This is a genomic window from Clostridium sp. E02 (assembly GCF_003833015.1).
Taxonomy (GTDB): Bacteria; Bacillota; Clostridia; order Lachnospirales; family Lachnospiraceae; genus Lacrimispora.
Window position 1 is genome coordinate 72,373 of record NZ_RJLQ01000002.1, and the last position, 14,354, is coordinate 86,726.

12 protein-coding genes are annotated in these 14,354 nt (G+C 39.3%); 8 read left to right on the forward strand and 4 right to left on the reverse strand.

Annotated features, from left to right (window positions below):
* Positions 1–47 precede the first annotated feature (47 nt).
* The 3 genes from EFT72_RS01670 (at position 48) to EFT72_RS01680 (ending at position 4,354) form a co-directional block, all read left to right on the forward strand.
* Positions 48–2,156, forward strand: coding sequence for a DUF2339 domain-containing protein (locus EFT72_RS01670; RefSeq protein ID WP_124065086.1), 2,109 nt, complete (start codon positions 48–50; stop codon positions 2,154–2,156).
* Between the two features lie 67 nt (positions 2,157–2,223).
* Positions 2,224–3,264 carry a [FeFe] hydrogenase H-cluster radical SAM maturase HydE gene (hydE, locus tag EFT72_RS01675; RefSeq protein ID WP_124065087.1) on the forward strand — a complete coding sequence of 347 codons (1,041 nt, stop codon included), beginning with the start codon at positions 2,224–2,226 and terminating at the stop codon, positions 3,262–3,264.
* Between the two features lie 265 nt (positions 3,265–3,529).
* Positions 3,530–4,354: a YitT family protein gene (locus tag EFT72_RS01680; protein ID WP_164473041.1), complete on the forward strand. Its 825-nt coding sequence runs from the start codon at positions 3,530–3,532 to the stop codon at positions 4,352–4,354.
* Positions 4,355–4,451: 97 nt separating this feature from the next.
* On the opposite strand, the gene EFT72_RS19600 is transcribed toward EFT72_RS01680, so the two are convergent.
* On the reverse strand, positions 4,452–5,054 hold the full coding sequence (locus EFT72_RS19600; protein ID WP_243109916.1) for a hypothetical protein: 603 nt from the start codon (positions 5,052–5,054) through the stop codon (positions 4,452–4,454).
* Between the two features lie 408 nt (positions 5,055–5,462).
* Between EFT72_RS19600 and EFT72_RS01690 the strand changes: the two genes are divergently transcribed.
* Positions 5,463–6,014, forward strand: coding sequence for a GNAT family N-acetyltransferase (locus EFT72_RS01690; protein ID WP_124065089.1), 552 nt, complete (start codon positions 5,463–5,465; stop codon positions 6,012–6,014).
* A 304-nt stretch (positions 6,015–6,318) separates the two neighbouring features.
* Here the strand turns inward: EFT72_RS01690 and EFT72_RS01695 are convergent, their stop codons facing one another.
* Entirely contained in the window at positions 6,319–7,446 is a 1,128-nt protein-coding gene (locus EFT72_RS01695) for a site-specific integrase (protein ID WP_124065090.1), read from the reverse strand.
* 209 nt (positions 7,447–7,655) lie between these two features.
* Here EFT72_RS01695 and EFT72_RS01700 point away from each other — a divergent pair, with 209 nt between their 5' ends.
* Entirely contained in the window at positions 7,656–9,677 is a 2,022-nt protein-coding gene (locus tag EFT72_RS01700; protein ID WP_124065091.1) for a methyl-accepting chemotaxis protein, read from the forward strand.
* Between the two features lie 70 nt (positions 9,678–9,747).
* Here the strand turns inward: EFT72_RS01700 and EFT72_RS01705 are convergent, their stop codons facing one another.
* Entirely contained in the window at positions 9,748–10,170 is a 423-nt protein-coding gene (locus tag EFT72_RS01705; RefSeq protein ID WP_124065092.1) for a metal-dependent transcriptional regulator, read from the reverse strand.
* Between the two features lie 14 nt (positions 10,171–10,184).
* Positions 10,185–10,802: a recombinase family protein gene (locus tag EFT72_RS01710; RefSeq protein WP_124065093.1), complete on the reverse strand. Its 618-nt coding sequence runs from the start codon at positions 10,800–10,802 to the stop codon at positions 10,185–10,187.
* Positions 10,803–11,223: 421 nt separating this feature from the next.
* Between EFT72_RS01710 and EFT72_RS01715 the strand changes: the two genes are divergently transcribed.
* The 3 genes from EFT72_RS01715 to EFT72_RS01725 all read left to right on the forward strand — a co-directional run bounded on the left by EFT72_RS01715 (position 11,224) and on the right by EFT72_RS01725 (position 14,326).
* Positions 11,224–12,351 (forward strand): GGDEF domain-containing protein, encoded by a 1,128-nt coding sequence (locus EFT72_RS01715; RefSeq protein ID WP_124065094.1) that lies wholly within the window; start codon positions 11,224–11,226, stop codon positions 12,349–12,351.
* Positions 12,352–12,437: 86 nt separating this feature from the next.
* The gene (locus tag EFT72_RS01720) at positions 12,438–13,487 is read left to right on the forward strand and encodes a DNA adenine methylase (protein WP_124065095.1); all 1,050 of its coding nucleotides are present in this window, start codon (positions 12,438–12,440) and stop codon (positions 13,485–13,487) included.
* Positions 13,478–14,326: a Dam family site-specific DNA-(adenine-N6)-methyltransferase gene (locus tag EFT72_RS01725; protein ID WP_124065096.1), complete on the forward strand. Its 849-nt coding sequence runs from the start codon at positions 13,478–13,480 to the stop codon at positions 14,324–14,326. The genes EFT72_RS01720 and EFT72_RS01725 overlap by 10 nt, the downstream gene beginning before the upstream one ends.
* Positions 14,327–14,354 lie beyond the last annotated feature (28 nt).

The following is a 14,354-nucleotide window of genomic DNA, read 5'->3' on the forward strand; positions in this document are numbered from 1 at the left end:
CTTTATCAATGGTATACTAAGAGAAAATAAAATTGGAAGGGGGAAGTATGAAAACAGCAGAAGAAAGAATTACGGAACTAGAACAACGGATTACGCTTCTGGAATCCATTATAAACAAACAACAGGCAGATACCAATAGAACACCGTTAAACGCAAAACCGAATCATGTAACGATGGTTAGACCGGAATCACCGGTGCAGACTTTACCGCCAGGGATCACAAAACAGAGTTTGATAGCAGCTAAGAACCCAGCTGGGAGTGATAAGGAAACACTGGTTGGGAAATATATAATTGGTGGGATGGCATCTTTACTTATCTTCATAGGAGCGATCTCTTTTATCGGACTGGTATGGAACCGGATGACACCAGGGTTTAAACTATCAATCTTAACGGCCATTGGTCTGATTTTGACAGGTGTTGGCTTTAAAACCATTCGGATCAGGAAGAATGCAATCTCCTCCATAATTCTCGGTACAGGAGCCGGGTTGCTCTTTATTTCCATATTATCAGCCAATCTTGCCTTTCATATAATTGGCAGCCAGCTCTCCCTCCTTCTTGCCGGATTATGGGCTGTATTTTTTATTCTGACCTCCCGATATACCAAACAGTTTTTTACCGTGATGATTGCTTACATAGGAAGTTACATTGCTTTGGTTTTGGGACTAACCCTGATGCAGGGTAACTTAGATCTGCTGGTTATGATCCTGTTTGCTCTTTGTATCTCAGCGGTTATGCTTTGGTACACAGCGAAAGGGCCTAGAATTCGATTCCTGATCAGTATTATACTGGCAGCGGTAAGTAATGTTACGATTCTGTTTGGCTGCTATCTAGACGGATTGCTAAGCTATCCGCCACTTTTAACGGGATACGTTTATCAGACGTTGGTTCTCGTTTTAATTTATCTGCTCTTAAATCTGTTGTATCAGAAGTTAAACGATGGGGATACGGTGCCAGTCTATCTCCTGGCTGGAATCGGTGTAAGTATTTTAACGTTAATTCACCTGCTTTATTTAATAGGTGCATATCTGACACAGACATTAACACCCCTTACTTGCTATTTGTTATTTTTTTCCGTACATCTAGTTCAGTTTTTCCTAACGGCCCGTTACACCAAAACAGCAGATCCGTGGCTGGGGGGATATTATGGTGGAATTCTAGCCATCACGATGCTATTTCTCAATGCAGAATGGATAGGAGTTCCCGTAGGAATGGTACTCATTGGCTTGTTGCTTGTGGTCAACGAAAAAGTATTAAAACGATCTGCCCATCCGTTTTTAATCAGTGGAATTTTATTATTTGATACTCTTTTCCTAGCTTTTGGATCACCCGATATTCTAATCTGTATAATGATTGGAGCCTTACAGATAGGCCTGATGTTCTATGTATTATGGGATAACCTTCAAAAGAAGCAGTATGCACAGACGAATCTGTTAAAATCCCTGGGCCTTATTGTACTTATCATAAATAGTTTCACAATTCCAAGATGTGTCAGCCAGTTTTTGTGGATCCATTTTAGCATTGGCAGCAGTACCAGCCCTTACGGTTTTGTGTTGGCAGTGCTAGTCCTATGTGGACTGGTAAGATGGGGATATTTTAAAAACTGGAAGGATCCCAAGTTTGTTTTTTGGAGCTGGAATAAAGAACTTTATAAAGACACATGTATGCAAGTGATTTTTTATCTGATTTCCACGATACTGTATATCGTAGGAGTGGTAGGAGTGACAATGGAAATTCAAGCCGGATATAAACTTCTCTTTACTGGATTAACGCTGGTAATTGCAGGAATTCAAAGCCGTGAAATCCTTAAAGAAGAAGGACACAAACTCCTACTTGGAGGAATCTGGATCTGCATCAAATACATACTGTTTTCCTGGGTTGTGCTTTACTCCTTTTCGAACCTTACCTTTGCGTCTCCGGTTTATAGCATATTGGGGCTTTTGATCGCAATCGGAATTATAACCGCCGGTTTTAGGTGGAAGGCGAAGGGGATTCGTCCATGCGGACTGGCACTGGCTATCTTGATGGTAGTGAAATTTATAATAATAGATCTGCATCAGGAAAACTCGATAACGCGGGTGGCAGGATTGATCGCAGGAGGCGGACTTTGCTTTCTGATCAGTCTTATCTATAATAAACTGAGCCAAAATGAATTTTAACCTTAAATTTACAAATTAAAATCGATCATTACGTGATAATATAAAGGCAAAAAGGAGCTTAAAATTGATGAAAGACTTAATTGATAAACTGTATCAGACACATGATCTGACATTGGATGAATATAGAACACTAATTGATTCTTATGATACGAAATCCAGTGAGTACTTATTTTCCCTGGCAAGAAAGAACAGCGAAGAACATTTTGAGAAAGAGATTTATATTAGAGGGCTGATTGAATTTACCAATTACTGTAAGAACGACTGCATCTACTGTGGAATTAGGAGCAGCAACCAGAATGCAAGCCGGTACCGGTTGAGCAAAGAAGAGATTCTAGCTTGTTGTCAGAATGGATATGAATTGGGATTTCGGACCTTTGTACTACAGGGGGGAGAAGATCTTTCCTATACCGATGAAATCATGACAGATATAATAAAGACAATCCGTAAAGGGTATCCAGACTGTGCCATTACCCTCTCCATTGGAGAAAAAAGTGAGGAACAATATCGAGCTTATTATGAAGCAGGTGCCAATCGCTATCTCCTTCGTCACGAGACGGCCAATGAAGCGCATTATCATAAACTTCATCCAGAATCCTTATCCTTAAAAACTAGAAAAGAATGTCTCTGGACCTTAAAAAAGATTGGTTATCAGGTGGGAACAGGATTTATGGTGGGATCTCCTTATCAGACGACCCGTTGTCTGGCAGAAGATTTGAAATTTATAAAAGAGCTATCCCCTCACATGGTAGGGATCGGACCGTTTATTCCTCATAAGGACACTCCTTTTAAAGACTTTAAAGCTGGAAGTATGGAATTGACCCTGTTCCTAATCGGTATCATAAGGTTGATGCTGCCCAATGTATTATTGCCAGCAACCACAGCGCTTGGAACCTTGGATCCAAAAGGAAGAGAAAAAGGGATATTAGCTGGTTCCAATGTCCTTATGCCCAATTTATCCCCAGTTGGTGTGAGAAAGAAATATTCCCTGTATGATAATAAGATCTGTACTGGGGAAGAAGCTGCTGAATGTAATGTTTGCCTGAGGAACCGTGTTTCCTCAGTCGGTTACTCTGTGGTTGAAAAAAGAGGAGATTTTGTTGAAAACTAACATAGATTTCCAGAGAAATGTGGATTAATAGATATTTAATTTTGAAACCGTCAGGTTGATTTCACACATCTGGCGGTTTTTTGCTGTTTATTTTTGAGAAAAAAATTATAACATGGTTATAAACAGATAATTTACAGGAAAATGGAAAATAAATGTAGTTGCTTAACGAGAATGATATGGATATAATAAATCTCGGTACAAAGGTATTTGGGACATCGAAGGAATGAACGGATCAGATACAAATACGTATATGAGGGGAATAATAATGAAAAAAAAATTGATTTGGATTGCAGTAGGACAGATCATATCTGCGATTGCATATTGTCAAATTTTGAATGCGAACAATCTGGTGGCAACTGGAATTGGGGGAATGGCAACGGTTATCAATCGATTAACCGGAGCGAATGTACAGATGCTCTTGATTGCTATGGCAATGCCGATTTTTTTGTGGGCATTCTTCCGTTATAATAAAACGCAGATATTTTACGCTGCATTTAGTTATTTCATGTTCACATTCTATGTAGGGATTGTAGATAAAGTCATACCACAGTTGCACACCGACCCAATCGCAGCAGCCGTAAGCGGAGGTGTTGTTGGTGGAATCGCAGGCGGAATTATTATGAAGCAGCGAGTTGCCAATGGACCGGAATCCATTGTTGCATTGTACCTAAAAGAGAAGAAGGGGATTTCTATTGGGACCTATTATCTGGTTCTTAATACAGTTGTAATCTGTTCGTCTATCATTTATGGGGATCTTACTATGATCATATACTCCCTCATCTGTACTTTTGTACAAAGTCTAGTTACGGATAAGTTAATCATTGGATTTGAAAAGTATTACAATGTAAATATTATGTCGGATCAGTATCTGGAGATCACCCAGTTTATCCGCAATGAATTAAATAGAGGTGCAACATTTATTCAGGGAATGGATACCACCAACGTGAAGAAGAAAATGTTAATTCAGGCGGTGGTAAATCAGCAGGAATTGATTGCCATCAGAGAATATGTGAAAGCCTTTCAAGATGACAGTTTCATCTGTGCAAGCAGAAGCAATAGCATCATTGGCAGAGGGTTTGATGTAGATTAACAAAAGAAGCAATCAAATATTAAAACATAGTATCGCATATGCGGCCGGTTAATTACTTTTATCCCAAGGAGGGATTTTGAGGATTGCCGGCTGTTTTTTATGGGCGAAGCTGTTCAATGAGAAAAGCTGTGGTTTGGGGAGGAATGCTGGCGGTCTGAAAATTGGCATGTTCCACCCGTACCATCTCACCGGGCTTTAACTGGGTAAGCTGCATCTGGTTTCCATTATAATTTACGATATTTGTTGCACTAGAGATTGTGAAACGCATTTGATCACTGCTGTTATAGGGATTTTCAGTGTAAAGTACATTTCTGGCTGAATCAATCATAAGTATTCGTCCGGTTGTAACACGGAATGAAGGGGATCCCATGAGCGCAATGATTCGGTAAGCATTCGACTGGGGAGGAATGCTCCTCGTCATTAATTTGGAGAAAGTAGCATTGACCCGATCTCCTTTTATAATACTGCATAAACTGATGGAATCGCCATATTGGTTGATGAGAATGGTATTCCAATCAACGTTTAACTGCACAAGTTCCTGAAAGGTCATCTCTTTTTCTCCTGGTAAGTCATACGAAATCAGTAGGTAACCAGTCCTACTGTTAGGTGTATACACCTCTTCCACTAAGGCATAATTGACTTGTATAAAGTTTCCATATTCTATATAGTTTTCCCGAATATCTAAATTGGCTTGCTCCATATTTGTCTCCTAAATAGCAAAGTATTCTATTCTCAATATATGCTTTCTTTTACAAATATATCTTTAAAACCACGGATAAATCGTGTATAATTTTAATAGTGCATAAACGGTTATAAGAAAAACAAGACGTATGCTGTAGCTCTCTTACTAGTACTTGGATTGAAAAGAGAGAGAATCCTGTTACTGGGATTCTCTCTCTTATTCTTAAGGTTGCAGAAGATAACCGATTGCAGGAAAAATGATGGAAGAAAAAATTACGTTTTACGCCATATATGAAGTCTGATATGCTATACTAATTTTGACTGTATGATGACAAATAATTCATCATACCATACATTGTATCATAATGAAACAAATTGTATGGCTATGGTGTGTATATAGAGAGTATAAACTAAAAGGAGGTAATGTATGAAATTAGACTCAGAGAAACATGAGATAAAAGGGCTGTGTTATTGCATTCGGTCAGCCAAGGAAACAGATGCCAAGGAGTTGTCAAGGATTTTGTTGTTAATCGATGGAGAGACCGAGAATATGGACCGGGAGTCAGGAGAAGGGTGTTTTGATGAAGAAAAGTTTAAAGAGCTGATTAAAGAAGACAGCAAAGCAGAAAATCACATATTTTTGGTCGTAGAAGTGGAGGGTGTTCTGGCAGGATTTTCTAGATGTGAAGGGAATACTTTAAAACGGATGAAGCACAAAGCGGAATTCGGAGTGTGTGTGTGCAAGGAATTTTGGGGACATCAGATGGGGAGGAAATTATTGGAATGCACGATTTCTTGGGCAGATAAAATTGGACTGGAAAAGATTGAATTAAGTGTATTGGAGACCAACAAAAAAGCCATTTCTCTCTATCTTGAACTTGGATTTGAAGTAGAGGGATTGATTAGAAAGGACAAACGACTATCCGATGGATCTTTTTATGACACCATTGCGATGGGAAGGCTTCGGCAGCTTACTTAATGCCGATTTGGAGGCCTTCGAGAAAAATCTGTTACATGCAACGCTAAAAGTTTATATTCTAAAATTTATCGTTATTCCATCCGGTATTAATTTTATAACAATAATTGTAGAAACCTTAGTGATAAAGTCAAAGACGATCCGTTAGCATTGGACTCTCTGAATATGACAGAGAATCCGATGCCGCCCAGTTTTTTATCTATTCCGATCTGGCTCTTTATAATGCGAAGAAAGTTCGCAATTCCGTAAGAGTGTACGAAACAGGTATGGCAATGTCTGACCGTTAATTAGAGTTGTCAGAAACAGGTTACTGGCTGGATTCCGTATTTAGATGGTACATTGTATTAAACTTTTCTATGGCTGCTTTCTTTTGTTCCATGAGAGAATGGGCATAAACATTGAGGGTAATAGATACCGTGGAGTGCCCAAGCAATTCACTGATGGTTTTAATATCGACACCTAATTCCAAGGCACGTGTGGCAAAGGTATGCCGAATGGCATGAAATTTGCGATCCTTGACCTGGGCATCCTTTAAAATTCGCTTATAAAGCTTCTGAAAGTTTCTAGGGTCAAAGGGCGCCGAGGAACTGGAAAACAAGTAAAAATCCGGATTGGAATTATAAAGACTGCTTTCTCTGATTAAGTCCAGTAAAAATTTAGGAAGAGGAATCTTACGAAATGATTTTTTGCTTTTTGGAGTTCCTACAGCCAAGGAAGTTTTAGTTTTGCTTTCTTCAAAATGCCGGATGCGGGAAACGGTACGGGAAACAGTTAAAGTTCCGGTTTCCATGTCAATATCTTTTTGCTGAAGTGCACACAATTCCCCAAGACGCAGTCCGGTATAGAAGCAGAGCAATATCCCTAGTGCCCGGTCATCTTTGTAATTTCTTGTAACTTGTTCAATTTGTTTTTGATCACTCATGGAAAAGACAGAAACTTCTTTGTCCTGGGGCTTGGGATATCGAATTAATTCGATTGCAGAATAAGATTCAGGCGCTTCTTTTAAGATCTCTTTGAGTGCAATCTTAAAAATCGTTAAATGTTTCTTTTTTGAGGAATCGGCAAGTCTTTGATTGTCCAACATGGTTTTGACGAAACGAAGAACGGAATCTTCATTAATCTTAGGATATTTTTCTTCCTTAAAAAACGGGATCACATAATTGTTTATACTGCGATAATAGCTTTCGTATGTAGAGGGTTTGATTCTTTGAGAAACTTCCACAAGCCATGCTTCCAGTAAAAATACTGGATCTCTTGACTCTGCGGAGGATTTTTTTTTCCGAAAGTCATGGACTTCCTTATAATTCTTCATTTTCTCCTTAACCCCTTTATAGCTTTGGGAGTAGAAATACTGATATTTCCCATTTTGTTTTAGGGTTCTTCCTTCCCATCTTCCATCTTTTCGTTTGTACACATTTTCACCTCTTCTTGGCATGTTAAAACTCCTTTACTTATAATTTTTAATTATATGTCTTTTTCAGAATCATGCAACATTCCAATTATTCCCACATCCTGGCATTAAGACAAATACTTTGTTATTAATTGACAAAATATGGAAATTCGAGCTATAATAATTATTAATATAATACAAAAAACTTGCAAATAGTTGGTTTGGTTTACAAGAGAAAAGTGGGGGATATAACTGTGGCAGGATTGTTTCGAAATAAGATGAAGGGATTGCAGAAGGAAGAGAAGAAAAAAGGAAGCAAAAGTAAAAAACGATCCATTAAAAAGACATTTCTTTTTGGAATCCTCAGCCTGACGGTGTCAATTTCTATAGTATTTGGGCTGGTGAACAGTTATTTGTTTTATCAAGGTGAGAAAAACAATATGGAAGTCAGGTTAAATGAATGTTCCGCGGCTTACAGCCAGACCGTTCAGAATGCAATTGAACTCTACAAGATTAAGATCGAATCCATTGCCCGATACACGAGCATTACCGATCAGAAGACAAGCCAGCCACAGAGAAAGGAAACTCTCTCAGAATTGGCAGGTGAATATAGATTTATCCAGTTAATCACAGCAGATGCCGATGGAATTGACTCCAATGGGGAGGATGTGAGTCAGAGAGAATATTTTAAGCAGGCAATCAATGGGGAAACCTGTATTTCAACTACACTTTATTCAGAAAGTTTGGGTAAGACGATTATGGTGATTGCGACAAAGATCAACAATAGCCATTATAACGGTATTGTAGCTGGATTTATAGATTCCAATACATTTAGCAGTATGATAGACGGGGTCTCTGTCGGGGATTCAGGATATGGTTTTATCCTAGACAGGACTGGTAAAATCATAGCTCATAAAGACAAAAAGATGGTGACCAAACAGACCAACTACATAGAGATGGCTAAGACAGACAGCCACTATGAGAAAATTGCAGAAAAAACCAAAATAATGATTGCAGGCAAACCAGGGATTCAGACCATTCCTAATGGAGGAAAGTCCCTGACCATTGGTTATGCACCCATACCCGGTACTGACGGCTGGTCCATAGGAGTTGCAACCGTACGGACAGAGATGATGGCTGGATTTTATCGATCTTTTTTAATCACTGCGGGATTGACGTTTCTAATGATTCTTTTATCTGTTCCTTTGGCGTTTAAAATTGCAACACCCATCGTGAATCCAATATTGAATCTGGTGAAACGGATTCAGGACTTAGAGAACGGAGATCTTCATTCTCCCGTACCTCAAGCAATTACAGGAGATGAGATGGAGGTTTTGTCAAGATCATTTGCAAGGACAGTGGATACGTTAAATAGCTATATTAATGAGATCTCTTACTTATTGACTCAACTTGAAAAAGGGGACTGCACTGTTTTAGTGGAGCAGGAGTATAAGGGGGATTTTGTAAAAGTCAAAGGTTCTCTTATTGGAATTGTTGAGAATTTGAATGATGTATTTCTTAGTATACGAAGATCGTCTCAGCAGGTGGCAGATGGGGCTGGTCAGATTGCAGATACATCTCAATCACTTTCCGCAGGGGCAACAGAGCAAGCGGCTACGGTAGAGGAACTTAATGGTGCCATCACTGGGGTGGCGGACCGGGCGCAGGAGAATGCTGCTCATGTACAAAAGGCAACGGGTTATGTAAAAGAAGCAGGAGATGGCATCAAACAGGGAAATGCTTCGATGCAGAGACTAGACGGCGCCATGCGTGAGATTGGGGCGGCTTCAGAGCAGATATCATCCATCACAAAAGTAATTGAAGACATTGCTTTTCAGACTAACATTTTAGCATTAAATGCGGCTATCGAGTCGGCTAGGGCCGGAGAGGCAGGAAAAGGGTTTGCAGTGGTAGCCGATGAGGTTCGGAATCTGGCAGCGAAATCTGCAGAGGCGGCAAAACAAACGGCAGAATTGATTGTACAGTCGGTGCAGACTGTTTCTCAAGGGGAGGAGATTGCTGCGGAAACCACCCAGATTTTAAAGGAAGCAGCTCAAAAGTCCCAGTCTGTGGAACAGACGATTCAGGAGATCGTCCTATCTTCCAAAGAACAGGTGGAATCCATTGAACAGATCCAAGAAGGACTCAATCTGGTATCTAGTGTGATTCAGAATAATGCTGCCACTGCGGAGGAATCTTCCGCCTCCAGTGAGGAGATGGATGCATTGGCTCACAGTTTAAAAGACGAGGTGTTAAAGTTTAAACTTAAGGAATAAAAATTTTCATAAAAAAACGGTAACTAATTGACGTTTGCTGTTGCTGCATCGTCATAAGCTACCGTTTTTTTTAATTTTTATTACTGCCATTTACATAAGCTTTCATAGCTGCAAAACTTTCTGCGCTTAATACATGTTCCATCCGGCAGGCATCATCCAAAGCAATTTTTTTGTCCACTCCAAGTTGAATCAGCCAGTCAGATAAAAATGTGTGACGTTCGTACATCCGCTCTGCGATTTCTTTTCCCTTATCTAGTAAAATAATATGACCATTTTCTTCGACATCAATGAAACCATTCTCACGCAAATTTTTCATAGCAACGCTGACACTGGGTTTGGAAAATTCCAGTTCTCCAGCAACGTCAATGGATCGTACACTTCCGTTCCGCTTTTGCAGCATCAATATTGCTTCCAGATAATTTTCGGCAGATTCCTGAATTTTCGTAACAGCACCTTCTTTCAACAGTTTTCTTGTATTTATCCATTTTAACATAATTACAGGAATTTTCAAGTCGGTCGATTGTTTTCCTTACTTTCCTGTTTTTTTACCATAGTACGAAACTGGCTCACGGTTACTCCCAGTGTACTGCTTGCTGTTTTTAAAGAATATTCTCGATTCTTCCATTTTTCATATATGGGATAAAATTCATCTGGAATGGGAGAGGGATAGCGGCCCAGATGCTTTCCCTGTGCTTTCGCAATGGCGATTCCTTCCGCCTGTCTTTGCTTGATGCTTTCTCGTTCCGCTTGGGCTACATAGGAAAGAAGCTGTAAGACGATATCAGATATCAGAGTTCCAATTAAATCTTTGTTGGTTCTTGTGTCAAGAATGGGCATATCAATAATAACAATATCTGCTTTTGTTATTTTGACAATTTCTCTCCATTCTTTCTGAATGTCTTCGTAGTTTCTGCCCAGACGGTCCAGACTCTTGATGACAAGAACATCTCCTTCTCTTAACTTACGTTTTAATTTCTGATATTGGGGCCGGTTAAAGTCTTTTCCAGATAATTTATCACAATATATATTTTTCTCTAAAACGCCCCATTTGAGCAGCTCAATTAATTGACGCTCCACATTTTGATCTAGAGTCGAGACTCTGACGTATCCATAAAAAGTGTTCATGTTGATTTTTAACCTCCTATCTTTCATAGTATGGCAGAAAGGGTAGTTTATAAAATGAGACAAGCATACCGCAGTGTCAAAAAGGTGTACCTTTGTGGCAGTGCGGTATGCTTATAAATGAGTAAAATCAACCATAATATATTATAATCATAATTTCGGCAGATTTCAACTGTAAAATAGCCAAAAGGGAAATTATGTAACCGATAGATAAAGGTACACCTTTTTATCATTATAAGAAAAAATGACAAACATGGAAGTGGCAATATATGTAAAAAAAACACCTGGTATGCGGTAATAGGAGTAACACATCCAAAAAAACACATAAAATTCCTTCTTATTTTTTGGAGGAATGATGCAAATGAACCGTAAAATCGCGTGGAAAAGGTTCCCCATAGCTTAATATTGATCGAAGGTGTAGCAAATGACGGAAAAAAATGCTTTTATTCTTCTTGAGCAGATCCGAAATATTATGTTAAAAAAACCGGTAGAAGAAAAGCTGGAAGTAAATGAGCCGGTCATAAAAGAATTGCAGAACACTCTGTCTTATCTTTCTCACTGTCTGATCGAAACCAGTGAATACATAGAAAATCTGGCAAAGGGAAAGACAGATACAATTCCCCCTGGGCAAAGTAATTTTTTATCCGGTGATTTAAAAAAGCTTCATTCCACTTTTAAGCACCTGACAGAAAATAGCAATATACCAATAGCAAACAGCAAACCAAAGCGCAAAAGTCTGGATACTTTGCTTCTATCCATTTTGGATAGTTTAAAGGACTGGGTTGTGGTTACGGAGGAAGAAACAGGGGATATACTGTATGTCAATGAGTTGGCAAAGAGACGGTTCTTTGATCCAGAGTGCCGGATTTTAGTCCGCAAAGAGATTACTGCGTTCATGGAAAAACTAAAGTCAACAAAAAACATTCAGGAAGAATTAAGATATGAATATAAGTGTACCAATCACAAAATTTTTAAGGTGAAGTCATATTCTCTTTTGTGGGAGGATACAAGGGCTGTGGTTCATCTCATTACAGATGTAACCTATCAAAGGGAAACGGAGGCATATTTAGAGATTATGGCATATAAGGATGAATTGACTGGACTTAATAACAGAAGAAGCTGTTTTCAGACCATTGAAACATTCATTCAAGATGGAGGTTCCTTTGCTCTTTGTATGATTGATCTGGATGGGCTAAAGTTTGTCAATGACCGGTTTGGTCATTTATATGGAGATGAATACTTAAAGATGGTATCTCAGGAGCTGGAAAATGAAACAGGTGAAAAAGATTTTACCTGTAGGTTTGGAGGAGACGAATTTATTGTTCTTTTCCACGATTGTGATAAAAAAACAGCACTAGAAAAATTAGCAAGGGTAGATCAGAGAGTGTCAGAGAGTGAGATGAATTATCCCATGTCCATTAGCTATGGAGTGGTGTGTGTGACAAGGGAAATGCACTTACCGCCAGAATACGCGTTGAAACTGGCGGATGAGGATATGTACTGTTTTAAAAGACGTAGAAAAGAGAAAATTAGAATTCAAGGGAAAGTATAAGCCGGAAGGTGGATCTTTTCTTGTCTTTTTCCCTTTTTTCCATTATAATGGTATGCAGGTCAAAATGGAATGGGAGCAAGAAAAGAATGAGATTTATTGGAAGCAAAACACTGCTGCTGGATCAGATAAAACATGTGATCGATGAAAAAGCACCCCAGGCTAATAGCTTTTGTGATATATTTTCTGGAACCGCTGTGGTTGCCAGATATTTTAAACAGTGGTACCAGGTCTGTTCCAATGACCTGCTGTACTTTTCCTATGTGCTTCAGAGGGCGACGGTTGAAAATGACCGTATGCCCGAATTCGTGCGTCTAAAAGAGCAAACAGGAATTTCAGATCCCATTGACTACTTGAATGGGAGAGAGAAAAAAGAGTTGGAGACTCTTAAAAAGGAACGGCGCTTCTTTCAGAATACCTATGCACCAGAAGGAGGGCGGATGTATTTAAACGATGACAATGCCCTTCGCATTGATTACGCCCGGTGTACAGTGGAGGATTGGAAGGAGGCTGGCTGCCTAAGTGAAGAGGAGTATTATTATTTGGTTGCCTGTATTGTAGAAGGGATTCCTTTTGTATCCAATACGTCAGGAACTTATGGGGCATTCCATAAGTCATGGGAACGGCGCAGTTATAAGCCATATGAACTTTACCGCCTGCCTGTTACAGAGAATGGAAAAGAGAACCACAGTTATCATGAGAATGGAGCCGATCTTTTAAAACGGATTCAAGGGGATATTCTTTACATTGATCCTCCCTATAATGCCCGTCAGTACTTATCCAACTACCATGTGCTTGAAACTGCGGCCAGATACGATTATCCCGTTGTCAGAGGGGTCACCGGGCAGAGACCAGAAGAAGGTCAAAAGTCTGATTTCTGCATGAAGAATCGTGCGGTACCGGCATTTGAAGAATTGCTTCTACAGGCGAAGTTTCGTCATATTATATTAAGCTATAGTACAGATGGACTGATGCCAGTAGGGGAAATCGAACGGGTGATGAAACAGTACGGAAAGCCCGAGACATTCCAGATTTATGAAATCCCATACCGAAGATACAAGAGCAGGAAGGTGAAGGAAACAGAACGGTTAAAAGAACTTCTGATCTACATTGAGAAGCAGGTGCCGCCATGTTCATAAAGAGCCCTCTCAATTACACTGGGGGGAAATTTAAGATTCTTAAGTCTGTTTTTCAGGTGTTTCCAAAGGATATTCGTACTTTTGTAGATGTCTTTGCCGGTGGATTTAATGTGGGAATCAATGTGGAGGCAGAAACAATTGTCTGTAACGATCAGATTACCTATTTAATTGAACTGTTTCAGATGTTTCAGAAGACTGATGTTGATGTACTTTTAAAACGGATTAAAAAGGTGATTGGGACCTATGGGTTAACCCAACAGAATCAGGAGGGGTATTACGCATTAAGAGACGATTATAACCGTTCCAAGGACTTGACAAAGCTATTTGTTCTGACCTGTTATGCGTTCAATCATCAGATTCGTTTTAATAATAGTCATGAGTTCAATTCTCCATTTGGAAGAAACAGAAGCTCCTTTAATGCGAATATTGAGAAAAATTTAACGGAGTTTAGCCAGGCTCTTCATGAAAAAGAGATTGCATTTTCCAATCTAGATTTTACGAAACTGGACTACGCTGCCTTAGATTCCAGGGATCTTGTTTACTGTGATCCGCCTTATTTAATCTCCACGGGTAATTATAACGATGGCAACCGGGGGTTTAAAGATTGGAAGGAAAAGGAGGAGCGGACTCTTTTAGAGCTTTTGGATCGGTTACATGAAAAGGGGATTCGTTTCGCTTTATCCAATGTCCTGTATCACAAAGGCCTGTCCAATGATCTTTTGATTGAATGGAGCAATAAGTATCAGATTCATTACATTGATAAAACTTACTCAAACTGTAATTATCAGTTTAAGGACCGTGGGGCGGTTACGGTTGAAGTGCTGATTACCAATTATTAAATAGAGTTAAGCAAAAAGACGAATCCAA

Excerpts from the sequence above, each read along its gene's own strand:
- EFT72_RS01670 (WP_124065086.1), top strand. The coding sequence starts at position 48 with ATGAAAACAGCAGAAGAAAGAATTACGGAACTAGAACAACGGATTACG.
- hydE (WP_124065087.1), top strand. The coding sequence starts at position 2,224 with ATGAAAGACTTAATTGATAAACTGTATCAGACACATGATCTGACATTG.
- EFT72_RS01680 (WP_164473041.1), top strand. The coding sequence starts at position 3,530 with ATGAAAAAAAAATTGATTTGGATTGCAGTAGGACAGATCATATCTGCG.
- EFT72_RS19600 (WP_243109916.1), bottom strand. The coding sequence starts at position 5,054 with ATGGAGCAAGCCAATTTAGATATTCGGGAAAACTATATAGAATATGGA.
- EFT72_RS01690 (WP_124065089.1), top strand. The coding sequence starts at position 5,463 with ATGAAATTAGACTCAGAGAAACATGAGATAAAAGGGCTGTGTTATTGC.
- EFT72_RS01695 (WP_124065090.1), bottom strand. The coding sequence starts at position 7,446 with ATGCCAAGAAGAGGTGAAAATGTGTACAAACGAAAAGATGGAAGATGG.
- EFT72_RS01705 (WP_124065092.1), bottom strand. The coding sequence starts at position 10,170 with ATGTTAAAATGGATAAATACAAGAAAACTGTTGAAAGAAGGTGCTGTT.
- EFT72_RS01710 (WP_124065093.1), bottom strand. The coding sequence starts at position 10,802 with ATGAACACTTTTTATGGATACGTCAGAGTCTCGACTCTAGATCAAAAT.
- EFT72_RS01715 (WP_124065094.1), top strand. The coding sequence starts at position 11,224 with ATGACGGAAAAAAATGCTTTTATTCTTCTTGAGCAGATCCGAAATATT.
- EFT72_RS01720 (WP_124065095.1), top strand. The coding sequence starts at position 12,438 with ATGAGATTTATTGGAAGCAAAACACTGCTGCTGGATCAGATAAAACAT.
- EFT72_RS01725 (WP_124065096.1), top strand. The coding sequence starts at position 13,478 with ATGTTCATAAAGAGCCCTCTCAATTACACTGGGGGGAAATTTAAGATT.